The following is a 24,538-nucleotide window of genomic DNA, read 5'->3' as shown; positions in this document are numbered from 1 at the left end:
ATCCAGTTCGAAGAGGGGGGAGGTCATCAATCTCTACTGGCACAAATCCAGGATGACGACTTCATTGACATAGACGAAAAAAGATTCAGACGGCAGCACGACGCCCTCGTCTGAAAGCTGTTGGAACAGCGATCGCTGATACTGACGAAAAACAGAAAGATCGGCTTCATGTTCAAACCACAGGCTGGAAGTGCCTTCGTATACCGCTATGTCCGGCCCGAAATAAGACGTCACTCGGTCACCCTCGGGCAGGTATCTGGCGCGAACGTGCCTGCGCAGCGCTTTCTGGAAATCCGGGTATCGATTGGCAACAGCGTCGTGAGCTGAATCCCAAGCGGTGAAGAAGGTATCCAGTTGCACCGTTGGATTTTTTTTCAGGAAGACGATCGCTTTCCATGTGTGGGGGGCTGAACCGGTATTGGAGATCTCTACTTCATCCATCAACTGAGCGGCCTGTTTGGACAGGTCGGCGAAATTTTTTGCATCGGGTCCGACGGTTTGTTGGGTATAGGGATCGCTGAAGGTGTGGATCAAGCCTGACATATCGTCAAAAAATAATTCCGTGACGGAGTCTCGGTGAAATGTTTGTGTGTAGGCGCTATCGGAGTCCACCCCGAACGCCGAGTCGATGACATGGTTCTGCACGTATCGTTTGACACCTAGAGGTTTGACCCGGGCGATTTCTCCATGCTGGTGTTCTATATAGCTCAAGAACTCGGCATGAGTCATGCCGGGTTTCCGGCGTACGGCAGCTAGCATTTTAATCATGAGGGCACTCGCGTCTGGTCGGGGTTGATCACATCGAATACGGTTTTGGCGGGCTGCACTCACCGTAATTTTTTAGAAATAAAAGATAAGACCAAGACCGCCCTTGAAACCAATCAGTGTTTCTGCTGGCAGGTATCGCGCAAAAACATGCTTGACGGGGGCCCACAGATCACGAGGCTGTTTCCGGTCAGCCACATCGTCTGCGCAGTGCAGAGCTCACGTTCCCTCGGTCCGGCGAAGGACCTCCAGGCCTCAGTTGTCAGGAAACGGCAACGACAGAAGCCAGGCGCTGAAGGCCTTCAACGCCGGCAGGTGTTGGTATCGGCTCGCATAGACAAGGTAATAGCTGCGTCCACTTTCCATCGGTTCAAACAGCGCAACCAGGTCGCCGCTCTTCAGTTCATCCTGGACCAGGATTTGTGGAACCAGCCCAATCCCGATCCCCGCCGACACGGCTTGGATCAGGTGGGCAGTCAGTTCAAAGCTCGGGCCGGATCGCATGTTGCGGTGGTCGACGTTGTGCTTGTCGAACCAGTCCGACCAGGCCCCGGGCCTTGATACGACGTTCAACAAGGCATGCTCGGCAACGTTCTCCGGCGACATTGCCCGGTACTCGGGCAATGCGGTCGGGCTGGCCACCACCACCAGTTTTTCCGTGAGCAACTGATGTGCAATGTAGCCAGGCCATTCCCCCGAGCCTGCGCAGATGATTGCATTCATGTCGTGGGTGGAGGATTGAACGTCTTCGCGGATGATCCTCGAATGTATGTGCACCAGCAGGTCCGGGTGCCTGGCATAGAATTCATGCATCCGCGGCAGCAGCCATTTGGAACCGAGGGTTGGCAGCACGGCCAGGTTCAATGGGCCGCTGTCGCTCTTGTAGGCGATGGCCTGCAACGTTGCGCTTCGAATACGCCCCAACGCGGCCGCCAGCTCGTGCTGATACAGCGCGCCGGCGGCGGTCAGTTCAATCTTTCGCCCTTCGCGGCGGAAGAGTTCGATTTCAAGTTGCGCCTCCAGGGTCTGCACCTGTCGGCTGACGGCGCTTTGGGTCAGTGCCAACTCTTCCGCGGCCTTGGTGAAGCTGCAATGGCGTGCGGCGGCCTCAAAGGCAACCAGCAGCGACATCGAGGGCGTCAGTCGTCTAGGGTTCATTCATAAAGCTCATGCAAAAACAGCAGGAATTACGTTTGCTCCGACCGTATAGGCAGGCAAGAATCATGAAAACCTTATGCAGCTGCTCGATACGTCCTGTACTGAGCATACGTAATGTGAATGCATAGATTAGCTTTTCAGCCTGTAGGAATACATCATGATTGCCCGGTTATCGCCTCCTGACCCCCAGAAAGCGACCTATGACGCTTTTCTGAATGCGCTCCAAGTGGCGGGGTTCCAAGGCGAGATTGCCCGCGACCATGGCGACCGGACGGTATTGGCCACCGACAATTCCATCTACCAGCGCCTGCCTCAAGCGGCGGTATTCCCCCTGGATGAACAGGACGTTATGATCCTGTCACGCCTGGCCGCCGAACCCGCGCACCGTGCGGTCGTGCTCACGCCGCGCGGTGGCGGCACCGGCACCAACGGGCAATCGCTCACCGATGGTGTGGTGGTCGACCTTTCCCGCCATCTGAACAACATCCTGGAAATCAACGTCGAGGAACGCTGGGCCAGGGTACAGAACGGTGTGGTCAAGGATCAGTTGAACGCAGCGCTCAAACCCTACGGTTTGTTCTTTGCCCCCGAGCTCTCGACGTCTAACCGCGCGACTATTGGCGGCATGATCAATACGGACGCGAGTGGCCAGGGGAGCTGCACCTACGGCAAGACGCGCGATCACGTGCTCGAACTTTCGACGGTGTTGCTGGGCGGTGCTCGTCTCACCAGTTCAGCCGTCGACGCCGCGCTGTTATCGGCGCTGGTCGAACGCCAGGATCGGGTGGGGGAGGTCTACCAGTGTGCGTTGGACATTGCCGATACCCACGCCGAGCTGATCAGGGACACCTTCCCGAAACTCAACCGTTGCCTGACCGGTTATGACTTGGCCCATTTGCGTGAACCCGATGGGCGCTTCAATCTGAACAGCGTTCTTTGCGGCTCCGAAGGGTCCCTGGGCTTCATCGTCGAAGCCAAACTGAACGTCCTGCCTATCCCGACATACTCCATCCTGGTAAACGTGCGTTACGCCGGGTTCATGGAGGCCTTGCGTGACGCGAAGGCGTTGATGGCAATGAAGCCGTTGTCGATCGAGACCGTGGACTCGAAAGTGCTGATGCTGGCGATGAAGGACATTGTCTGGCACGGCGTCGCCGAGTATTTCCCTGAAGACCCTGATAGGCCGACGCTCGGGATCAATCTCATCGAGTTCAGTGGGGATGACGAAGCGGCGGTTCAGCAGCAGGTTCATGAGTTCGTCCTGCACCTGCAGCGCGATACTTCTGTGGTCCGCTTGGGCCACACACTGGCCATCGGCGCCGATGCGCTCAAGCGTGTCTATGCGATGCGCAAGCGCGCCGTGGGGTTGTTGGGTAACGTCAAGGGCGAGGCCAGGCCCCAGCCGTTTGTCGAAGACACCGCTGTTCCACCCGAACACCTGGCGGACTTCATCCAGGCGTTCCGTGCGCTGCTCGATCGCCATGACCTGCAGTACGGCATGTTCGGTCACGTCGACGCCGGGGTCTTGCATGTGCGGCCGATCCTCGACATGAAGGACCCGACCCAGGCCGCCTTGATCCGGCCAATTTCCGATGCGGTCGCGGCCTTGACGCAACAGTACGGCGGACTGTTGTGGGGCGAACATGGCAAGGGCTTGAGGTCGCAATACGTGCCCGATTACTTCGGTGATTTGTACCCCGCGCTGCAAGCGCTCAAGGCGGCTTTCGATCCATTCAACCAACTCAACCCCGGCAAGATCGCCACCCCGAACACGCTGCCCGGCGCTCGATTGACCCGCGTCGATGAAGTGCAAATGCGTGGTGCCCTGGATCGCACCATCGATGAACGTGTCTGGCAAAGCTATGACACGGCGGTTCATTGCAATGGCAATGGCGCGTGCTACAACTTCGACCCGGACGACGCCATGTGCCCGTCCTGGAAGGCGACGCGCAATCGCATTCACTCGCCCAAGGGGCGGGCCTCGCTGATCCGGGAATGGCTGAGGTTGCAGGGCGAGCAGGGTGTCGATGTACTGGCGGCCAGCGAGCGGGTTCGAGGGGCTGGCGGGGCGCCGGGCGTTGCGCGCCGGGCCGTGAATAGCCTGGCCCGGAAGATGGGGCAGCCGGACTTTTCCCATGAGGTCTATGAGGCGATGAGTGGTTGCCTGGCTTGCAAATCCTGCGCGGGCCAATGCCCTGTCAAAGTGAATGTGCCGGAGTTTCGCTCGCGTTTCCTTGAGCTTTATCACAGCCGCTACCTGCGTCCCCTCAAGGACTACCTGATTGGTTCATTGGAATACACGGTTCCGTATCTCGCCAAGATGCCGCGGCTGTACAACTTCGTGATGAGTGCCCGGCCGATCCGCTGGGGGCTCGAACGAGTCGCCGGGATGGTCGATAGCCCGCTGCTCAGCCTGGTGGATTTTGCCGCCGTGTGCCGGCGCTGGAACGTGGAGGTGGCAACTCCGGAGCGCCTGGAAGCGCTTAGCGCTGAGCAGCGTGAGAAAAGTGTCATCCTCGTTCAGGACGCTTTTACCCGGTTTTTTGAAACGCCATTGCTCGTTGATTGGGTGGAGCTGATCTCGAGGCTGGGCTACCGAGTCTTCCTGGCCCCGTACGCGCCCAACGGCAAACCGCTTCAGGTGCAGGGTTTCCTGAAAGCGTTCGAGAAGGCCGCCAGCTTCAACGGCCAGACCTTGCTCAGCCTCCAGCAGTATCGAGTGCCATTGGTGGGGCTCGATCCGGCGATGACCCTGGTCTATCGACAGGAATATGCCAAGATACTGGATGCCGGCAACGCTCCCCAGGTGATGCTTGCGCAGGAGTGGCTGATGAATGCGCTGCCGGAAGACGCAGCAGTGGAAGAGCAAGAGCCTTACCACTTCCTGCCCCATTGCACGGAAAAGACCAATGAGCCGGGCAGCATCGGGCAATGGCAGAAAATTTTCCAGCGCATGGGCCTGACGCTTCAAGTGCAGGCCAGCGGCTGTTGCGGGATGTCGGGCACCTACGGGCATGAAACGCGAAATGCTGGAACGTCCGACACGATCTACGGGCAGTCCTGGAAGCCGCTCCTGCAGAAACTCAACCGGTCAGGCAGGGTGGTCGCCGATGGGTACTCTTGCCGCAGCCAGGTGAAGCGGCAAGAGGGTGTCGCAGTGCTTCATCCCCTGCAGGTTTTGTTGGCACGGGTGAAGGGCGTGTAGGCCGGGCTCGGATAGTCACAGATCCCCTGTGGGAGCGAGCTTGCTCGCGAAGGTGGTGGGTCAGGCGATGAAATGTCGGCAGGGCGGGCCTCATCGCGAGCAAGCTCGCTCCCACATGAGGTTGGGTATGGCCCGAGTCTTTCGACAGGCACAGATCCTGCTGTGGGAGCGAGCTTGCTCGCGAAGGCGGTGGGTCAGGCGATGAAATGTCGGCAGGGCGGGCCTCATCGCGAGCAGGCTCGCTCCCACATGGGGCTGGGCATGGCCCGAGCCTTTCGACAGGCACAGATCTTCCTGTGGGAGCGAGCTTGCTCGCGAAGGCGGTGGGTCAGGCGATGAAATGTCGGCAGGGCGGGCCTCATCGCGAGCAGGCTCGCTCCCACATGGGGCTGGGCATGGCCCGAGCCTTTCGACAGGCACAGATCTTCCTGTGGGAGCGAGCTTGCTCGCGAAGGCGGTGGATCAGGCGATGAAATGTTGGCAGGGCGGGCCTCATCGCGAGCAAGCTCGCTCCCACATTGGGTCTGGGTATGTGACCCGGCCTTGCGACTGGGTGAAGGCTTTGTCGAGGTCGCCTGGTCTCAGGACGCGTCCTGCTGATAGGTGCAACCCACGTAGAGATCGCTGTCCTTGTTTTCGGTGGAGACCACGCGCAGGGTCGCGCCGTTGTCGAGGTTGCGCTGGTAATCCACGTAGCCGTCGGTATCCAGCGTCTTTTCCAGTTTCAGGGCGCTGGCGAGCTTCTCTGCGTCGGCCTTCGGGTTGCCGCTTTTGGCCTGGAGAAAGAAGCTGAAGCGGTCGGTCATCACCAGAGTGGTCGATGACACGCCGTGCACCGTCAGCGCCGGGGAAGCTTGCCAGGCGCCACCGCCCCACGGGGTGTGCGCTTCATCCTTGGCTAGCGACACTTGCTCCGCGTCAACCAGGCCGTTGAACTCGCTCACCTGTTGCGCACTGGCCTGGCACTGCGCCAGGGCCTTGAACAAATCGCTGTGGCTCGGGCCGGCAGCCAAGACAGGGACGCTGGCCAGGCAGCCAGCCAGGGCGACGACACCAAGAGAGATTTTCATGAGGACATCCTTGTTCAGTTGGATAACAGGTGATGAGTGCCCGAGGTGAATGGCAACGGGCATCGGATAGGGACGACTTGCCCGGCTGCATACGGGGCTGGGCTGCGGTCGCAAGCTTGCCATCGCGGACGTGAATATGTCATCAGGATATTTTGGAAAAACTGGCGCTAAGAGCAGGCCATGGACGGATCGAGCCAGTTGCAGCCACTCACCCTGGAGGGCAGGTCTTCTGGACATCGGCAAAGCATGGCCGCCAAAGCCCCCTTTCTGGCCTCCCATAACCTCAACGCTGGAGTAGCGCTGCCGTAACGTGCACCTGACTGCGCGCGAAGGAGCGTCCTGATGAACCGTAGAACCTTTATGCTCGGCACCGCAGGAGTGGGTGCATTGATGGTCGGCGCGGGGGCGCTGTTGCGTCCGAGCGACCGGGGCAGTCCCTACACCGAGTACTTCCACGCGCTGAATCAGGAACTGAAGGTCCATGGGCCGATGCGGCCGGTGATGCTGATCGACCTCGATGGGCTCGATCACAACATCGATGTGGTCATGCAATCGGTCAAACGTGCCGGCAAGCACTTGCGCCTGGTGGAGAAGTCCCTGCCGTCACCGGGGTTGTTGGCGTATATCGCCAAACGAACTGATAGCCAGCGGCTGATGTCGTTTCACCAGCCGTTCCTCAATCAGGATGCAGTGACCTTTCCCGAGGCCGACCTCTTGCTCGGCAAGCCTTTGCCGGTGCGCTCGGCCGAGCTGTTCTACCAAACCCACAAGGGCACCTTTGACCCTTCCAGGCAATTGCAATGGCTGCTCGACACCCCGCAGCGGCTGATGGATTACCTGGTGTTGGCGCAGGGGCTGGGCATCCGGATGCGGGTCAATATCGAGTTGGATGTCGGCCTGCATCGCGGCGGAGTCGCTGACCATGCGGTGCTCGGCGAGATGCTGAGGCTGATCAGTGCCCATCCACAGCATCTCGAATTCTCAGGCTTCATGGGTTATGACCCGTTTGTCGGTATGGGCGTGCCCCGGGTCCTCGGTTCGTCCCAGGCGTTGTTCGACCAGGTGATGGTCATTTACAACGGCCATGTGAACTACGTACGTGAGCATTTTCCGGCGCTTTGGCACGACGGGCTCACGCTCAATACCGCCGGCAGCCCCAGCTACCGCATACATGAACAGGAGCGCTTGAGCAGCGAGGTCTCGGTGGGGACGGCGTTTCTCAAACCGACCCATTACGACTTGCCGTCGCTGGCCGAGCATGTGCCGGCGGCCTTTATCGCAACGCCGGTGTTGAAGAGCACCGGGGCCGTCAATTTTCCCGCTTTGGATGACAAGTCCCGATTGTTCTCCTGGTGGAACCCGAATCAGCGCGGAACCTTCTTCATCTATGGCGGCAACTGGATGGCCGAGTTCGAGTCCCCCTCGGGGCTGCAAAGTAACGAACTCTATGGTCGCAGTTCCAACCAGGAAATGGTCAACGGCTCACCGGCCGTGGGGCTGAACGTGGAGGACCAGGTGTTTTTACGGCCGACTCAGACTGAGTCCGTGCTGCTGCAGTTTGGCGACTTGCTGGCCGTGCGCGGGGGAAAGATTGTCGAAACCTGGCCGGTGTATTGACTGGCGCTTCACCGGCGCAACCCTCCATCATGCTTGGCCGGCAAAGCGGTTTGCTCAAAGCTTGCCCCGCAACAGAAACAGCACCAGCGCGAGCAGGCAGGCCGTCGCCTGAATCCCACCCAGCGTCGTGACCGGTGCGAAGCTCAAGACCGAGGCCAGCCAGGTGGTCAGCGCAGCCGTGCCCATGGAGAGAAAACCCAGCAGTGCGGAGGCCATCCCGGCTTCTTTGCCGAAAGGGCCCATGGTGATTGCCGTGCCCAGTGGGTTGGCCAAACCCATGCCCCAAAGGAAGGTGACCATCGAAAGGGCATACCACCACAGCCCAGGCACGGCCGGACCTACCAGAAGCAGGCCTCCGCCGATCATGGCGCAGGCGATGCCCAGGAGCGTGATGACTCGAGTGCCATGACGATGGGCCAGGCGCGGGGCCGCCATGCCGGCTGCGAACACGACGAATACCGTAGAGGCGAAATACAGGCCGGTCTGCACCGACGTCAGGCCGATACCTTGCATCAGGATGGCGGGCGCCGCCGCGAACGAGGCGAACAGGCCGCTCATCAGCAGGCTCATTGAGAGGGCAGGAAGGATGAAGCGCTTATCCAGTACCAATCGGCGATAGGCGAGTACCACGCTCTTGGCCGAGTGGGGCGCCCGGCGATCGGCGGGATGGGTTTCTCCGAGGTCGCGCACGTAGAAGAACGCCAGTACCACGGCGGCCAGTCCCACCAGGATAAAGATGGCACGCCAGCCGAGCGTGACGGCCAGTACGCTGCCGGCCAACGGCGAAAACCCCGGTGCCGCGGCAGTGGCGATCATCGTCAGCGACAGGGCGCGGGCGAGCGTCTCGCCTTCGAACAGATCCCGCGCGATGGCGCGCGACAGCACCGAGGCCGCACACACGCCCAGCGCCTGCACGACGCGCCCGGCGATCAGCACATCGAGGGTGCTGGCAAGGCCGGCAATGACGGTGCCGACCACGAACACCGACAAGCCGCCCAGCACCAGTTTCTGGCGCCCGTAGCGGTCGGCCAGTGGCCCGACCACCAGTTGGCCCAAGGCGAAGGTGATGAAGAAACTGGACAGCGTCAGGCCGAGCTCGCGAGCGGTCACGCCCAAGTCTTCACCGATCGCCGCAAACGCCGGGAGGATGATGTTGGTAGAGAGCATGCTGATCGCCGCCAGGCCTGCAAGCAGCGCCACGACTTTGCCGGTCAATGGTTGTGTGGAGGCGTGCGGTTGGCTAGCGGTAATCGCCAATGAAGTTCTGGCTTCCATACGTCATCTCCTGCGCGGGTGGAGGGCGTGCCTCAACCTGAGTCTGCGGCCCGTGGCGGTTCACATGATGGTCATAATATTCTGGCTAAATATGATGATCATCATCTCAGGCGTCAAGCTAAATATTGGCGGTTCGAGTTTCGTCACAGGAATCACCTGCGCACTGTCTGCCACCGGACAGTTGATCAACACGGTTGTCACCATGCAGGCATTCCTGTTGATCGAATGCACATCTAACTTGTTGTAAGTAAAAGAATTATTACTTGGCACGAATTGTGTTGATAGAGCAGTGAGAAGCACTCGGAAGGGGTGCTGAATCTATCGAGCAGGAGTTCCCATGCCACGTGAAATTCGATTGAATGCCTTTGAGATGAACTGTGTCGGTCACCAGTCGCCCGGTCTCTGGAGGCATCCCAAGGATCGCGCCTGGCAGTACAAGGACCTGGATTACTGGACCGACCTGGCCAAGCTGTTGGAGCGCGGCAAGTTCGACGGCATCTTCATCGCCGATGTGATTGGTATCTACGATGTGCTCGGTGGCAATGGCGATGCGGCCATCCGCCAGGCGACGCAGGTGCCGGTCAACGATCCCTTGGCGTTGATCACGCCGATGGCCCTGGTGACCGAACACCTGGGCTTTGGCCTCACCGCCTCGTTGACCTTCGAGCACCCTTATCCCTTCGCCCGTCGCCTGTCCACGCTGGACCACCTGACCAAGGGGCGCATCGGTTGGAACATCGTCACCTCTTACCTCGACAGCGGGGCGCGCAACCTCGGGCAGAAGGCCCTGAGCGATCACGATGCGCGCTACGACTACGCCGACGAATACCTGGAGGTGCTCTACAAGTTGTTCGAAGGCAGTTGGGAGGAGGGCGCGGTGGTGCGCGACCGTGAGCGCGGCATCTTCAGCGACCCGAGCAAGGTCCACGAGATCCGCCACCAGGGCAAGCACTTCCAGGTGCCGGGCATCCACCTCTGCGAGCCGTCGCCACAGCGCACGCCGGTGCTCTATCAAGCGGGAGCGTCGAGTCGTGGCAAGGACTTCGCCGCCGGGCACGCGGAATGTGTGTTCGTTGCCGCGCCGTCCAAGGTGATCCTGAAGAAGACCGTGGCCGATATACGCCGGCGTGCTGCCGAAGCCGGACGCGATCCGCGCAAGGTGCTGATCTTCAACTTGCAGACGGTGATCGTCGACGAGACCGACGCCAAGGCCCAGGCCAAGTGGCGGGAACTGAAATCCTACAGCAGCTACGAGGGCGCGCTGGCGCTGATCTCCGGTTGGACCGGTATCGATTTCGGTCAGTACCGGCCCGACCAGGTGCTCAAGCACATCCATACCAACGCCATCCAGTCGGCCGTGGAAACCTTCTCTACCGCTGACCCGGACAAGCAGTGGACCGTCCAGGAGCTGGCCGACTGGGTCGGTATCGGCGGCTTCGGCCCGTTGATTGTCGGCAGTGCGCAAACCGTGGCCGACGAGCTGCAGGCCTGGGTCGAGGACACCGATGTAGACGGTTTCAACCTGGCCTACGCCTTGGCCCATGAAACCTTCCGCGATGTGGTCGAGCTGCTGGTGCCCGAGTTGCAACAGCGCGGTGCGTACAAGACCGAATACCGCCCCGGCACCTTGCGCGACAAGCTGTTCGGCGACGGTCCGCGACTGCCCGCTAACCATCCTGGCGCCGGCTATCGGGACTTGAAGCGCCTCGCCCCGCGCAGCCACCTCGCTGAACCGGCCTTGGCCGCTGAGGAGTAAGCGCATGAGTGTCTACGAACTCAATTCGCCACTGCCCGACCGAGTCACGGACAACGCCCTGGCGGCCTTGCAACGCTGGGCCAGGGAACGACCGACGCAGATCGCCCTGCGCCATCGGCGCCTCGGTCTCTGGAAGGCCTGGCGTTGGATCGATGTGCAGCGCGAGGTCGAGCGTGTGTGCGATGGCTTGCGCCAGCAGGGCTTTGCCCCCGGCGCGCGGCTGGCACTCAGTGGTGCCTTCGAGCCGAGCCTGCTGATCCTGGCACTGGCCGCACGCCAACTGGGTGGGCACAGCGTGGTGATCGACCGCGACAGCCGGGGTGAGGATCTACAACGTCAGTTACGCCTGACCCGTCCGGCGTTCGCCTTTGTCCAGCGCCGCGAAAGCGTGTCGCACTGGCTGCAGTGCGGCCTGGATGAGGAGTGGCCGCTGCGGCTGTATTCGGCCCAGGTCAACGTAGCGAATCGTGGTCTGTGGCAAGTGCAGTCGCTGTCGGTGCTGTTCGTCACCGAGGCGCCGACCGCGCAACGCCAGGGCTGGGCCCAGGTCGCCGAGGACGCGGTGGTGTGGGTCGATGAAGGCACCGAGTGGCGCGATGGCCTGGCCCATTTGTTCAGTCGCTGGCTGGAGGGCGGTGAAGGCTTGGCGTTTCCGGAAACGCGCGAGTCAGCCAGTCGCGATCGTCGCGAGATCGCCCCCACCGCCTTGCTGCTGTCCGCCGTGCGAGTCGAATCCCTGGCGGCGGAAATCGAAGCTCGCCTGCCACTTCCAGGCAGTTGGCGCCGACGCCTGTGCGAATGGACCCTGGACGATCCGCGGCGTGGCCTGCGCCGCTGGCTCAAGGCGCGGGTGCGGCACCTGCTCGGCTTCCAGCGGCTGCGCCGGATCGAAGTGCCGAGCGCGCCCGCAGACGCGGTGCTGCAAGGTCCTGCACGCCAATCGTGGTTGCAGGAGTACCTGGAGCGAGCGGCATGAGTGCGCTGCTGGAGGTGCGCAACGTGTCGCTGTCGTTCCAGGGCGTGAAAGCGATTTCCGACCTTTCGTTCAGCGTCAAGCTTGGCGAGATCTGCGCGCTGATCGGGCCGAACGGCGCGGGCAAGAGTTCGCTGCTGAACATCCTCAACGGCGTCTACCGGGCCGACGCCGGCCAGTTGTTCTTCGCCGCCGAACCGTTGCGCCGCCCGCATCCGCTGAAGGCGGCGCGACTCGGTATCGGTCGGACGTTCCAGAACAATGCGCTGTTCAAGAAAATGAGCGTGGTGGACAACCTGCTCACCGGCCTGTCGCGCTTCCAGCGGACGTTTTTTCTCGAACAGGCCTTGGGTTTGCCGCGTGCCCGGCGCGAGGCGCGGGCCTTCGCCGAGCGTGCCGAGCGGGTGCTGGAATTTCTCGAGTTGCAGGCTTGGCGCGACGTCGCCGTGGGCAGCCTGGCCTACGGCCTGCAGAAACGCGTGGAGCTGGGCCGGGCATTGATCGCGCAGCCGACGCTGCTGTTGCTCGACGAGCCGATGGCCGGCATGAACGCCGAGGAGAAACAGGACATGAGCCGCTTCATCGCCGATATCAATCGTGATCTTGGCACCACGGTGATTCTCATCGAGCACGACATCCAGGTGGTCATGGGCTTGTCCAGCCACGTGGTGGTGCTGGACTACGGACGCAAGGTCGGCGACGGCACGCCGGCCGAAGTCCAGGCCAATCCCGATGTGATCGCTGCCTACCTGGGGACGCCTCGCTCATGAACTTCTTTCTGGAAACCCTGATCGGCGGGCTGCTGGCCGGCACCTTGTATTCGCTGGTAGCCATCGGTTTCGTGCTGATCTACAAGGCCAGTGGCGTGTTCAATTTCGCCCAGGGCGCCATGCTGTTGTTCGCCGCGCTGACCTTCGTCAGTTTGCGCGAACAGGGCCTGTCCTTTGCCCTGGCGTTGCTCCTGACGGTGTTGGTGATGGTCGTCGGCGCGCTGTTGATCGAGCGCCTGGTATTGCGGCCGTTGGTCAACCGTTCGCAGATTACCCTGTTCATGGCCACCCTCGGCCTGTCGTTCATCATCGAAGGCCTGGCCCAAGGCTTGATGGGCGCCCAGGTGCGCGCACTGGACCTGGGCATCGAGGACGTCCCGCTGTTCGTCGGCGAGATCATGATCAGCCAGTTCGACCTGATCGCCGCCGGGGTGTCCGCGCTGACGGTGGCGGTGCTGGCCCTGCTGTTCAACAAGACTCGCATCGGTGTTGCCCTGCGCGCCGTGGCCGACGACACCCGTGCAGCGCTGTCGCTGGGCATCAACCTCAACCGCATCTGGCAGATCGTCTGGGCCGTGGCCGGGGTGGTCGGGCTGGTCGCCGGGCTGCTCTGGGGCGCGCGCCAGGGTGTGCAGTTCTCGCTTTCGCTGGTGGTGCTCAAGGCGCTGCCGGTACTGATCATCGGGGGCTTCACCTCGATTGGCGGGGCCATCGTCGGCGGGCTGATCGTCGGCGCCGCCGAGAACCTCGCCGAGGCCTATATCGGCCCGTTGATCGGCGGCGGCATCACGCCCTGGTTCGCCTATTTCCTCGCCTTGATCTTCCTCTACATCCGACCGGCCGGCCTGTTCGGCGACCGGATCATTGAACGGGTATGACGCCATGACCGCTACTGTTCCGCGCCTGACTGCCAGCTTCGACGAGGCGCCGCTGACCCTGGTGCGCCGGCGTTGGCGGCCGGGCCTGCTGCTGTTGCTGCTGGTGGCCTTTGTCGGCCTGCCGTGGCTGGGCAACGACTATTGGCTCAACGCGATCCTGATTCCGTTCCTGGTGCTGTCGCTGGCCGGCCTGGGGTTGAACCTGCTGACCGGCTACACCGGCCAGACGTCGGTCGGCGCCGCCGGCTTCATGGCGGTGGGCGCGTTCGCCACCTACGGCCTGCTGCTGCGCGTACCCGGATTGCCGTTGCCACTGGCGCTGATCGGCGGTGGTTTGATCGCCGGGCTGGTGGGGTTGCTGTTCGGCATCCCCAGCTCGCGGATCAAGGGCTTCTACCTGATGGTCACGACGCTGGCCGCGCAGTTCTTCCTGGAGTGGGTGTTCGCCAAGTTCCCCTGGTTCTACAACTACGCCTCGTCCGGCACCATCAGCGCGCCACGCCTGGAGCTGTTGGGCCATAACCTGACCACCCCCGTCGGTCGCTACCTGTTGACCCTCAGTTGCGTGGTGCTGCTGACCTGGATAGCGGCCAACCTGGTGCGCAGCCAGGTCGGCCGCAACTGGATGGCGATCCGTGACATGGACACCGCTGCCGCCGTGATTGGCATTCCAGTGGAACGCTACAAGCGCCTGGCCTTCGCGGTCAGTTCGTTCTACCTGGGCATCGCCGGGGCGCTCTGGGCGTTCGCCTACCTGGGCACGGCCAGTGCCGGCAGCTTCGACATCAACCGCTCGTTCCAGATTCTGTTCATCATCATTATCGGCGGCATGGGCAGCATCGCCGGCAGCTTCATCGGCGCGGCCTTCATCAGCCTTGTGCCAATCCTGCTCAGCCATGCCGGGCTATGGCTGTTCAACGGCAACGTCGACGCCGGGCAATTGCAGAACCTGCAGAAGGTGCTCTTCGGCGGTCTGATCATCTGGTTCCTGATCAAGGAACCGGAAGGGCTGGCCCGCCTGCTTGGCGACTTGCGCGAACGCATCAGGGTCTGGCCGCTGCGGTTCTGAGCGCCGACCCACGACCCAACAGACCTTGACCCGACCCAGGGAAAGGAGGTTTCCAACACTGCACAAGAAGTACAGACCATGCGTAGAACCTTGCCTCGCCTCCTGTTCGCCAGTCTCTTCGTGGCTGGCGTCCAGGCCCTGCTGCCGACCATTACCCAGGCCGCCAGCAACCAGCAATTCATCCCCATGGCCACTTACCGGGTCGGCGCCTACGCCTCCAGCGGCATCCCCTGGTGGGCGGGGGAAATCGACTATTTCCGCTACATCAACGAGGTCGAAGGTGGCATCAATGGCGTCAAGCTGGTCTGGCAGGAGTGCGAGACGGAGTGGAACGTCGACCGTATCGTCGAGTGCTATGAACGCTACAAGGGAGGGCTCGACGGCGCGCCGACAGCGTTCTTCTTCACCCACAGCACGCCGGGTTCCTACGCGCTGATGGAGAAGGGCGCGGCCGACCGGATCCCGCTGATCGACGGTGCCGGCGGGCGTACCGAATCCACCGACGGCAGCGTGTTCCCCTATGCCTTCCCGTTGCTGCTCAATTACTACGGCCAGGCCTCGGTAGGCATCAACTACATCGCCGAGCGCGAGGGCGGTTTCGACAAGCTCAAGGGCAAGAAGATCGTCACCGTCTACCACGACTCCGCCTATGGCCGCGAAACCCAGGCGCCGATGACGTTGCTGGCGCAGAAGTACGGTTTCGAGAACATCCAGATTCCGGTGGCCGATCCAGGCAACGAACAGTCCGCGCAATGGCGCCAGGTGCGGCAGATCAAGCCGGATTGGGTGTTCCTGCGGACCTGGGGCGTGTCCACGCCGGTGGGGATCAAGACGGCGGCGCGGTTCGGCATCCCGGTCGATCGCATCATCGGTGATGTCTGGGCCGGTTCCGAGGCCGACGTGATCCCGGCGGGCCCTGCCGCCAAGGGCTACCAGGCGCTCGCGCCGTTCCCGGGTGGCGATGGTTTCGAGATCCACAAGCGCTTGCGCCAGTCCATCCTCGACACCGGCAAGAGCGACCTCAAGGACCGCAGCTATTTTGGCAAGGTCTACTACAACATCGGCCTGATCAACGCGGCCATCGCGGTCGAGGCGCTGCGCACGGCCCAGGCGAAGTTCGGCAATCGCCCGCTCAACGGCGAGGAAGCGCGCTGGGGCTTCGAACACCTGGACATCGATGCCGCACGACTCAAGGCCAGTGGTTTCGAAGGGCTGTTGCCGCCGCTGAAACTGTCCTGTTCCGACCATGAGGGCGGCGGTGCGGCGCGTGTGCAGCAGTGGGATGGCGAGAAGTGGGTGTTGGTGACCGACTGGGTTCAGGCCGACCGAGCCACGCTGCGCCCATTGATCGAAGCCAAGTCTGCCGCCTACGCCAAGGAAAAGGGTATTACCGCGCGTGATTGCGCCAGCGAACAGTGAGCCGCCGTCGATAACTGTCGCTCGGCCGCCTTCGCGCGGTCGGGCACTCAAGCCGAGAAGATAATCATGCATGCAACCCTCAAACGTCGCCTCGCCGCCATCGGCCTGGCACTCGGCGCCTATACGGCGCTGGTACCGGCTGCCCAGGCGGCCAACGAACAGTTCTTCCCGCTGGCCACCTACCGGGTCGGCGCCTATGCCTCCAGCGGTATTCCGGTCTGGGCCGGAATGATCGACTACCTGCGCTACATCAACGAGGTGGAAGGTGGCATCAACGGCGTCAAGCTGGTCTGGCAGGAGTGCGAGACCGAATGGACGGCGGAGAAGGGCATCGAATGCTACGAGCGCTTCAAGAACGGTCTCAATGGCGCGCCGGTGGCGGTCTATCAGCCCAACGGCGCCCCGGCTGCCTACGCCCTCGCGGACAAGGCCGAGGCCGACAAGATTCCCTTGATCACCCTTGGCTATGGTCGTACCGAAGCCACCGACGGCAGGGTGTTTCCCTATAACTTCCCGGCCATGCTGACGTTCTACAGCGAGGCCTCGGCGTTCATCAACTACGTGGCCGAGCGCGAGGGCGGGCTGGACAAGCTCAAGGGCAAGAAAATCGCCACCGTCTACCACGACTCCGCCTACGGCCGGGAAACCCAGGGGCCGCTGGCGTTGCTGGCGCAGAAGTACGGCTTCGAGAACATCCAGATCGCGGTGGCCGACCCGGGTAACGAGCAGGCCGGGCAGTGGCGCCAGGTGCGGCAACTCAAGCCGGACTGGGTATTCCTGCGGACCTGGGGCGTGTCCACGCCGGTGGCGATCAAGACCGCGGCACGTTTCGGCTACCCGGTGGAACGCATCGTCGGCGACATCTGGGCCAGCTCCAACGAAGACGTGCTACCGGCCGGTGAGGCGGGCAAGGGGTATCTGGCATTGACACCCTACCCGGGCGGCGCCGACTTTGACATTCACCAGCGCATCCGCCAGCACATCCTCGATACCGGCAAGAGCGACCTCAAGGATCCGAAGAGTTTTGGCAGCGTCTACTACAACTCCGGCCTGGTGAATGCGGCCATTGCCGTCGAAGCGATCCGCACCGGGCAGAAGCATTTCGGCAACCGGCCGCTCAACGGTGAGGAAGGTCGCTGGGGCCTGGAGCATCTCGACCTCAACGATGCGCGTCTCAAGGAAATCGGTTTTCTTGGGCTGATGCAGCCGCTGCGGTTGTCCTGCAGCGACCACGAGGGCGGCGGGGCGGCCAAGGTGCAGCAGTGGGACGGCCAGCAGTGGAACCTGATCACCGACTGGGTCCAGGCCGACCGCGCCACGTTGCGCCCGTTGATCGATGCCAAGGCCGCCGAGTACGCGAAAGAGAAGGGCGTGACCCCTCGCGATTGCGCGGCGCAGTGACCCTGCACACGGCTCGGCAAATCGAAACGCAACCGGGTGCGACTGCGCCCAAGGAGTAAACCATGACCATTGCGGCCCTTGCGGGCGCCGAAAGCAGTGAGTTGCTGGCGGTGCAAGACATCGAAGTGATCTACGACGGCGCGATCCTCGCCGTGGCCGGGGTTTCCCTGCGGGTCGGACAGGGCGATATCGTCGCCCTGCTCGGTGCCAACGGCGCGGGCAAGAGCACTACGCTCAAGGCCATTTCCGGGCTGGTCCAAGCCGATCGGGCGCAGGTCAGCCGTGGGCGGATTGTCTTCCAGGGACAGGACACCGCCGGGGTTGCAGCCAATCTGCTGGCACGCCGGGGCATTGTCCATGTGCTGGAGGGGCGGCATGTGTTCGCCCACCTGACGATCGAGGATAACCTGCGCAGTGGCGGTTTCCTGCGCAAGCCGACGCGCCGGGAGCTGGAGCACGATCTGGAGCGGATCTACGCCTGGTTCCCACGGTTGAAGACCAAGCGCAAGACCCAGGCCGGGCTGACCTCGGGCGGCGAGCAGCAGATGCTTGCCATCGGCCGGGCCTTGATGACCCAGCCTCGACTGGTGCTGCTCGACGAACCCTCGATGGGGCTGGCGCCGATTCTCGTCGAAGAAATTTTCGCCATCGTCGCGCAGCTCAATGCCCAGGAGGGCGTGAGCTTTCTGGTGGCCGAGCAGAACATCAATGTCGCCCTGCGCCATGCCAGCTACGCCTACATCCTGGAGAACGGGCGGGTAGTGGGCGAGGGCGACGCCACTGAGCTGGCGGCGCGGGAAGACCTCCAGCATTTTTACCTGGGTGGCAAGGCTCGCTGAGAGAGGCGCAACGCAACTGTTCGTTGGGCAACAGTTCATCGACAGTTTGCCGCTCACGGGCTTTCAAATGTACTTGGATTTATCTTCAAGACATTGAATATAAAGCGTTTTTAATGTTGGTACGGGCTGTGCTTTAGCGCTGGATGAACCCGTTATGCATGGAGTAGCACATGACCGACTCACCGTCTTTCGATCTGCCTGGGCAGGCCCATCCGGCGCCGCGCAGTCCGGCTCACATCATCCGTAGCGACGCCGAGGCCATCGAGGTGGCGCAGCGCCTGGCCGAGGATTTCGCCCGCGAGGCGGCCTTGCGCGACCGCGAGCGACGGCTGCCCTGGGAAGAGCTCGAACGTTTTTCCGCGAGCGGGCTGTGGGCGATCCGCGTGCCGAAGGCCTACGGTGGCGCCGAGGTGTCCTATGCCACCCTCAGCGAAGTGATCGCGATCATTTCCGCTGCCGATCCGTCCCTCGGCCAATTGCCGCAGAACCATTTCGGTGTGCTCAGCAACCTCAGCCTGACCGGCAGCGAGGAGCAGAAGCGCCGCTACTACGCCAAGGTGTTGCAGGGCTATCGTTTCGGCAACGCCTTTTCCGAAGCGCGCAGCCAGTACGTCACCACCTTCCAGACGCAGATCCGCTTCGACGGCGACACGGCCGTACTCAACGGCGAGAAGGCCTACTGCACCGGTGCGTTGTTCGCCCACATCGTGCCGGTCGCCGGGGTGGACGAGGCGGGGCACGTTCATATCGCCCTCGTTCCACGGGATGCCGCGGGCCTGACGGTGATCGACAGTTGGGACGGTTTCGGTCAGCGCATCACCGCCAGCGGCCAGGTGCGCATCGAAGGTGTACGGGTACCGGCGAGCGACGTGGTGCCGGCCTGGAAGGCCTATGACCAACCCACCTCCGACGGCCCGATCTCGCAAATCATTCAGGCTGCGGTGGACACCGGCATTGCCCGTGGCGCCTTCGCCGAGACCTTGCGCGTAGCACGCCAGGCGCGCCCGTGGGTGGACAGCGGGCTGCAACACGGCTGGCAGGACCCGCTGAGCCAGGCGCTGATCGGTGAGTTGGCCTGGCGCCTGCAAGCGGCCGAAGCGATTCTGCGTCGCGCGGCGCACGCGGTCGACCGGGCTGTCGCCGAGCCCAGCGAGGAACGGGTTGCTGAAGCTTCGGTGATTGTCGGCCAGGCCAAGGTGCTGTCCACCGAGATTTCCCTGGAGGCTTCCAGCCGTCTGTTGGAGTTGGGCGGCACCCGCAGCGTCTCGGCCAGCCAGGGGCTGGACCGGTTCTGGCGCAATGCGCGGACTCACACCCTGCACGATCCGGTGCGCTGGAAGTATCACTTGGTCGGCAATCAACTGCTCAACGGCATCAAGCCGCAACGTCATTCCTGGAACTGAGGATCGCCCATGTCCAACTTACATTCCCAAGGCCGTAGCGACCTGGCCCATGCTCGGCATGTCGAGGTGGCGCTGATTGACTATCTGCGTGCGCAAAGTGCCCGCCACGAAGCGCTGGTGATTGCCGCCGTCGGCGAACTGCGCATCCGCATCGACGCTGCTGACGCCTTGCTGGAGTACGCCGATGAGTCCCAGTCGGCTGCCATTGCCTTTCGCTTGGCTGCCGCCGAGGCGGCGCGCCTGGCGGGTGACGTGTACTTCGAACTGGCCGGCCGCAGCCTGCCGCGGCCCCTGCCAGACAGCGCCGAACCGGCCTTGCTGACCCAGCGCCGGTTGCTGGGCGACCACTACCTCAACGGCGCCGCGTTGGCCGACGAGCAAGAAGGGCGCCTGGCTGCGGGATAGGCAATGGATCGTGATGAAATCGGGGAGTGCCGGAGTGCTCCCCGGGTTGTTCGCTGAAGATCACCTGGCGTTTCCTGCGGTTCGGTTTGAATCGCAGGAAACGTTCCCCGGGGAACGGAACCGACGCCGGCTCAGGCCAGCCCGAATACCCTGCGCGCGTTACCGTGGAAGAACTTCTCCAGCACCTCGTCTTTAAGCCCCAGTTGCAGGGCGTCTTCGATGCTTTGACGGATCGGTCGGAAGGTGTAGGACGAGCCGAATAGCAACTGGTCGGCCAGGTAGCCGTTGGCCGCTTGCACGTAACCCTCGCTGCCTGGCTGGAACAGGTACATGTCCGGCACCAGGTGAATGTTTTCAAAGCGGAAAGCAACGCCGAGGGCCTGCTGAACGTTGGGCCAGTAGCCGTGGTAGACGACGATCGTCAGGTCCGGGAACGCACGGGCCACGGCCGCCAGGCGTGCCGGGTCGTTGTAGCTCGGGTCCGGGGTGGTCGGCCCACTCATCAGGAACAGCGGGATACCGCGCTTTTGCAGGTGTTCGTAGAGCGGCCAGTACAGCGCATCGTCAGGGTGCCGGGCCGGCTCGGCGAAGCCCGGTTCCAGGTCGATGCCGGCCAGGCCCAGGTGATCGATCGCCCGGTCTATTTCCGCCAGGGCGCCTTCGATTCCTTGTAGCACCGGCTCTACCGAGCCGATGCCGATCAGCTCGTCGTGACCCCGAACGATTTCGTGGATGCGCTCATTCGGCAGGTGCTGGCTCGGTGTGTGGCGGCCCACCACCACGGCTTTGTCCAGCCCGGCGTCACGCACCTCGGCGAGAAAACCCTCCGGTGTCAGCGAACGTTCGAAGTGATCGTCCGGGCCGCGGGTGCCGACGCGCCGGTTGAGCCAGCGCGCCACGGCGTGTTCGGGCGAGCCCGGTACCCCGCCGAAAAATGGGTGTAGGTAGGCCGGGCGACAACGCAGGTCGATGACGTTCATGCGACTTTCTCCTTGCCGGCGCGGACGTCGAAGGCACCGCCAGTGAAGGCGCCTTCCACGGTGACCTTGCCCTTGCCCGGCAACAGCGGGAACACCAGTTCGGCGAAGCGATAGGCTTCTTCCAGGTGCGGGTAACCCGAGAGGACGAAGCTGTCGACGCCCAGGTCGGCGTATTCGAGCAGACGTGCGGCGACGGTTTCCGGATCGCCGACCAGTGCAGTGCCGGCGCCACCGCGAACCAGGCCGACCCCGGCCCAGAGGTTGGGCGCCACTTCCAGCTTGTTGCGGTCGCCGCCGTGTAACGCGGCCATGCGCCGCTGGCCTTCGGAATCCATCTTGACGTAGTTGGCCTGGGCGGCGGCGATGGTGGCGTCGTCGAGGTGGCTGATCAATTCGTCGGCAGCGGCCCAGGCGGCTTCGCTGGTTTCCCGCACGATCACGTGCAGGCGCACGCCGAAGCGCACGCTGCGGCCATGCCTGGCGGCACGAGCGCGCACGTCGGCGATCTTCTCGGCCACGGCCGCCGGCGGTTCACCCCAGGTCAGGTAGGCATCGACATGCTTGGCTGCCAATTCGTGGGCGGCCTCTGATGAACCGCCGAAGTACAGCGGCGGGTGGGGGTGTTGTACGGGCGGGAAGAAGTTCTGGGCGCCACGCACTTTCAGGTGCTTGCCGTCGAAGTCGACGGTTTCGCCCTGGAGCAGGCGGCGCCAGATGGTCAGGAACTCATCGGAGGCGTCATAGCGCTCGTCGTGCGTGAGGAACACACCGTCGGCTTCCAGTTCGGTGGCGTCGCCGCCGGGTACGACGTTGAGCAGCAGGCGGCCACCACTGGCCTGGTCCAGGCTGGCGGCCTGGCGCGCCGACGCCGTGGGGTTGCCCAGCGAGGTGCGCAGCGCCACCAGCAGCTTGATGCGCTGGGTCACCGGAACCAGGCTGGCGGCGGTCACCCAGGGATCCAGGCAACTGGCCCCGGTGGGGATCAGCAGGCCATCGTAGCCGAGTTGATCGGCGGCCACGGCGATCTGGCGCATGTAGGCGTTGGTCGCCGGTCGGCCACTGTCGGAGTGTCCCAGGTAACGAGTGTCGCCGGAGGTGGGAAGGAACCAGAAAATATCCAGGCTCATGAGGTTCGGTCCTTGTGCGGTTGGGCGTATGGAAGGGCGCATGGGCCCTTCCGGCATCGCAACGCTTGGCATGTTGGGGCGTTGTCGGTCGCCCATGGGGGCGTCGCATCGCCTGGTTTTAGTTTGATCAGATCGACAGTTGCAGCGCCCGATCCGGGCGTGTGTGAATGTCCGGGCGACGTCGGTTGACCACCAACTCGCCAATGGCAATCAGTCGTGCTCGCGTGACGTTGCGACTCAAGCCCAGCAAGCTGGCGGTGCGCACCTGGTTGCAGTGGCAGAAGCGGTAGGCGGCGCGCAGCAGGCTGTCTTCGACTTTCTCGTGGAGGCCGCCAGCCTGTTCTTCGAACAACCGGTGGAACGTGCGCAGCAGTTGTTCGTCGGCGCTCTCGCCGAGGGCGGCCTGCGCTGGCTCCTGGCGCTCGATGCGCAGGGACGACAAGCGCAAGTCGTCTTCCTGCACCAGACCGTTGCGGCACACCAGCAAGGTGTGGTGGATGACGTTCTCCAGTTCGCGGATGTTGCCCGGCCAACTGTAGTCCGCCAGTTTGCGCTCGGCTCCGGAGGTCAGGCGCACTTCGCCGTAGCCCAGGCGGTTGCAGTAGGTCTTGATGAAGTGCCGGGTCAGCGGCAGGATGTCGCCTGGCCGCTCACGCAGCGGAGAGAGTTGCAGGCTGACCACGTCGAGGCGGTAATACAGGTCCTCGCGGAAGTGGCCGGCGCCGATGGCCTTGTCCAGCTGCACGTTGGTGGCAGCGACCACGCGCACGTTGATCGGGATGCTCTTGCGCGAGCCCAGGCGCACCACCTCGCGCTCTTGCAGCACACGCAGCAGCTTGACCTGGATGGCCATTGGCAGGTCGCCGATCTCGTCGAGAAACAATGTGCCGCCGTTGGCTTCCTCGAACCAGCCGGCCTTGGCGGCGAGGGCGCCGGTGAAGGCACCTTTCTCGTGGCCGAACAGCTCCGCCTCCACCAGCGATTCGGAAAAAGCCCCACAGTTGACGGCGACGAAGGGCCCGGCGCGACGGCCGCTGAGGTTGTGGATGTGGCGCGCGACCAGCTCCTTGCCCGTGCCGGTTTCACCAATGATCAGGACGCTGGCCTCGCTGGGGGCGACCTGTTGTACGTGGGCGAGCAGCGCCTGCGATCTAGGGTCTTCGAAGACCTGTGCGGTCGCCCGGATCGAGGTAGCCAGTGTCGGCGAAGGGGGGAGGGTCAGCAGTTGCATGGGCATCCCTATGAGTAGAAGGAGGGGGTGGGCCGCGTCTGGTTCAGCGCCCATTCACCCAGTTCGTGGAGTTTGTAATCCACGGGGTCGTGCAGGCTCTGCGTGCGCAGGTTGCGCCAATGGCGGTCCAGGCGCAGCGAAGCATGGGTGGCGCGGGCGCCGGTGACTTCGAACAGGCGGCTACAGATATCCAGGCCGGTGCGTACGGCGGCGACTTTGGCGGTGGCGATGGACAGCGCCAGCTGGGCGCGTTCCTCGGCACCCAGGGCGTGGCCCTTGTGCCAGGCCTCATCCAACTGGTCGGCAGCGCGTTCCACCAGCAGTCGCACACTTTCCAGGCCAACCCAGAATTCGCCGAAGTGGCGCAACACATAAGGGTCTTCGCTGACATGCTGGGCCTTGGAACGGAACCACGGACGGCCCTCCTTGAGGGTGTAGTGCCGGGCTTCTTCCAGGGCGCCTTCGGCAATACCGAGGAAGATGTGGGAGAAATGCAATTGCGCGATCAACGGGCGCAGGCAGGCGAAAGGCGTACTCAGGGGGCCGGGGTCGAGCAGCAATTCGTTCTCTTCTACCCGCACCCGTTCGAAGGTGGCACTGCCACTGTCGGTCTGGCGTTGGCCCATATTGTCCCAGTCGCCGTGCAGGGTGATGCCGGTGCGGCCACTGGGGATCGCAGCGATCAGCAGTTTGCCGCCAGCGCTTTCATCGATGGCCGAGGCGATCAGCATTTCCGAGTCGCTGGCACCGGAGCAGAAGCTCTTCTTGCCGGAGAATTCGCGCCAGCCGTCGAAGGTCTTGACCACGGTACGGGTGTCCAGTGGGTTCAGCGCGTTGCCCCAGAACCAGTTCTTGCGGGCGGTCTGTTCGAACCAGGGTTGCCACTGATCGGGGCGCGAGAACAGGCGCACGGTGGCCAGCATCAGGTGCTGAAAACCGAAGACGTGGGCGATGGAACTGTCCACCTTGGCGAACTCGCGCACCACGCCAAGGGTTTCGCTCCAACTGGCCCCGAGGCCACCGAACTGGGTGGGGATGCTCAAGGCCAGCAAACCGCTCTGGCGTATGGCATCGCGTTGCAGCTTGGGTGTGCCGCCGGCCTCGTCGCGCTCGACGGCGGTTTCGGCGAACTCCGCAGCCAGGCGGCGGGCGGTCTGCAGCGGGGTCAGCACGGTGGGTTGTGGTTGGATTCTCATG

General features: G+C 63.1%; 21 protein-coding genes. 12 read left to right on the top strand and 9 right to left on the bottom strand.

Annotated features, from left to right (window positions below; translation table 11 throughout):
- Positions 1–33 precede the first annotated feature (33 nt).
- Together AO356_RS29085 and AO356_RS29080 are read right to left on the bottom strand one after the other, a co-directional pair.
- Entirely contained in the window at positions 34–729 is a 696-nt protein-coding gene (locus AO356_RS29085) for an EthD domain-containing protein (protein ID WP_237140780.1), read from the bottom strand.
- Between the two features lie 291 nt (positions 730–1,020).
- A complete protein-coding gene (locus tag AO356_RS29080) occupies positions 1,021–1,923 on the bottom strand; it encodes a LysR substrate-binding domain-containing protein (protein WP_060742789.1) in 903 nt (300 codons plus the stop codon).
- Between the two features lie 157 nt (positions 1,924–2,080).
- Between AO356_RS29080 and AO356_RS29075 the strand changes: the two genes are divergently transcribed.
- Entirely contained in the window at positions 2,081–5,128 is a 3,048-nt protein-coding gene (locus AO356_RS29075) for an FAD-binding and (Fe-S)-binding domain-containing protein (protein WP_060742788.1), read from the top strand.
- 581 nt (positions 5,129–5,709) lie between these two features.
- Here AO356_RS29075 and AO356_RS29070 read toward each other — a convergent pair.
- Complete coding sequence (locus AO356_RS29070) at positions 5,710–6,198, bottom strand: hypothetical protein (protein ID WP_060742787.1); 489 nt, start codon at positions 6,196–6,198, stop codon at positions 5,710–5,712.
- A 411-nt stretch (positions 6,199–6,609) separates the two neighbouring features.
- Here AO356_RS29070 and AO356_RS29065 point away from each other — a divergent pair, with 411 nt between their 5' ends.
- Positions 6,610–7,815: a DSD1 family PLP-dependent enzyme gene (locus tag AO356_RS29065; protein ID WP_162491265.1), complete on the top strand. Its 1,206-nt coding sequence runs from the start codon at positions 6,610–6,612 to the stop codon at positions 7,813–7,815.
- 54 nt (positions 7,816–7,869) lie between these two features.
- On the opposite strand, the gene AO356_RS29060 is transcribed toward AO356_RS29065, so the two are convergent.
- Both AO356_RS29060 and AO356_RS32755 read right to left on the bottom strand, forming a co-directional pair.
- Positions 7,870–9,090, bottom strand: coding sequence for a multidrug effflux MFS transporter (locus AO356_RS29060; protein ID WP_060742785.1), 1,221 nt, complete (start codon positions 9,088–9,090; stop codon positions 7,870–7,872).
- Positions 9,091–9,150: 60 nt separating this feature from the next.
- Positions 9,151–9,294 (bottom strand): hypothetical protein, encoded by a 144-nt coding sequence (locus AO356_RS32755; protein WP_160320222.1) that lies wholly within the window; start codon positions 9,292–9,294, stop codon positions 9,151–9,153.
- Between the two features lie 133 nt (positions 9,295–9,427).
- Here AO356_RS32755 and AO356_RS29055 point away from each other — a divergent pair, with 133 nt between their 5' ends.
- The 10 genes from AO356_RS29055 (at position 9,428) to AO356_RS29010 (ending at position 20,003) form a co-directional block, all read left to right on the top strand.
- Positions 9,428–10,846 (top strand): LLM class flavin-dependent oxidoreductase, encoded by a 1,419-nt coding sequence (locus AO356_RS29055; protein WP_060742784.1) that lies wholly within the window; start codon positions 9,428–9,430, stop codon positions 10,844–10,846.
- A gap of 4 nt (positions 10,847–10,850) precedes the next feature.
- Positions 10,851–11,822, top strand: a complete 972-nt coding sequence (locus tag AO356_RS29050) for an AMP-binding protein (RefSeq protein WP_060742783.1) — start codon at positions 10,851–10,853, stop codon at positions 11,820–11,822.
- Positions 11,819–12,589 carry an ABC transporter ATP-binding protein gene (locus tag AO356_RS29045; RefSeq protein WP_060742782.1) on the top strand — a complete coding sequence of 257 codons (771 nt, stop codon included), beginning with the start codon at positions 11,819–11,821 and terminating at the stop codon, positions 12,587–12,589. Before AO356_RS29050 ends, AO356_RS29045 begins: the two co-directional genes overlap by 4 nt.
- A complete protein-coding gene (locus tag AO356_RS29040) occupies positions 12,586–13,467 on the top strand; it encodes a branched-chain amino acid ABC transporter permease (protein ID WP_060742781.1) in 882 nt (293 codons plus the stop codon). Before AO356_RS29045 ends, AO356_RS29040 begins: the two co-directional genes overlap by 4 nt.
- A 4-nt stretch (positions 13,468–13,471) precedes the next feature.
- A complete protein-coding gene (locus AO356_RS29035; protein WP_060742780.1) occupies positions 13,472–14,536 on the top strand; it encodes a branched-chain amino acid ABC transporter permease in 1,065 nt (354 codons plus the stop codon).
- Between the two features lie 78 nt (positions 14,537–14,614).
- Positions 14,615–15,955: an ABC transporter substrate-binding protein gene (locus tag AO356_RS29030; protein WP_060742779.1), complete on the top strand. Its 1,341-nt coding sequence runs from the start codon at positions 14,615–14,617 to the stop codon at positions 15,953–15,955.
- A gap of 66 nt (positions 15,956–16,021) precedes the next feature.
- Positions 16,022–17,356: an ABC transporter substrate-binding protein gene (locus tag AO356_RS29025; protein WP_060742778.1), complete on the top strand. Its 1,335-nt coding sequence runs from the start codon at positions 16,022–16,024 to the stop codon at positions 17,354–17,356.
- Positions 17,357–17,418: 62 nt separating this feature from the next.
- Positions 17,419–18,195 carry an ABC transporter ATP-binding protein gene (locus AO356_RS29020; RefSeq protein ID WP_060742777.1) on the top strand — a complete coding sequence of 259 codons (777 nt, stop codon included), beginning with the start codon at positions 17,419–17,421 and terminating at the stop codon, positions 18,193–18,195.
- 170 nt (positions 18,196–18,365) lie between these two features.
- The gene (locus tag AO356_RS29015) at positions 18,366–19,598 is read left to right on the top strand and encodes an SfnB family sulfur acquisition oxidoreductase (protein WP_060742776.1); all 1,233 of its coding nucleotides are present in this window, start codon (positions 18,366–18,368) and stop codon (positions 19,596–19,598) included.
- A 9-nt stretch (positions 19,599–19,607) separates the two neighbouring features.
- On the top strand, positions 19,608–20,003 hold the full coding sequence (locus AO356_RS29010) for a hypothetical protein (protein WP_060742775.1): 396 nt from the start codon (positions 19,608–19,610) through the stop codon (positions 20,001–20,003).
- A 131-nt stretch (positions 20,004–20,134) separates the two neighbouring features.
- Here AO356_RS29010 and AO356_RS29005 read toward each other — a convergent pair whose 3' ends face one another.
- The 4 genes from AO356_RS29005 to AO356_RS28990 all read right to left on the bottom strand — a co-directional run bounded on the left by AO356_RS29005 (position 20,135) and on the right by AO356_RS28990 (position 24,537).
- Entirely contained in the window at positions 20,135–20,983 is an 849-nt protein-coding gene (locus AO356_RS29005; protein ID WP_060742774.1) for an amidohydrolase family protein, read from the bottom strand.
- A complete protein-coding gene (gene ssuD / locus AO356_RS29000) occupies positions 20,980–22,110 on the bottom strand; it encodes an FMNH2-dependent alkanesulfonate monooxygenase (protein ID WP_060742773.1) in 1,131 nt (376 codons plus the stop codon). Before ssuD ends, AO356_RS29005 begins: the two co-directional genes overlap by 4 nt.
- A 127-nt stretch (positions 22,111–22,237) precedes the next feature.
- On the bottom strand, positions 22,238–23,341 hold the full coding sequence (locus tag AO356_RS28995) for a sigma-54 interaction domain-containing protein (RefSeq protein WP_060742772.1): 1,104 nt from the start codon (positions 23,339–23,341) through the stop codon (positions 22,238–22,240).
- 8 nt (positions 23,342–23,349) lie between these two features.
- Positions 23,350–24,537, bottom strand: a complete 1,188-nt coding sequence (locus AO356_RS28990) for an acyl-CoA dehydrogenase family protein (RefSeq protein WP_060742771.1) — start codon at positions 24,535–24,537, stop codon at positions 23,350–23,352.
- Position 24,538: the final 1 nt, after the last annotated feature.

This window comes from Pseudomonas fluorescens (assembly GCF_001307275.1).
In the GTDB taxonomy this organism is placed as follows: Bacteria; Pseudomonadota; Gammaproteobacteria; order Pseudomonadales; family Pseudomonadaceae; genus Aquipseudomonas; species Aquipseudomonas fluorescens_AA.
This window is presented reverse-complemented; position numbering and strand designations above follow the sequence as displayed.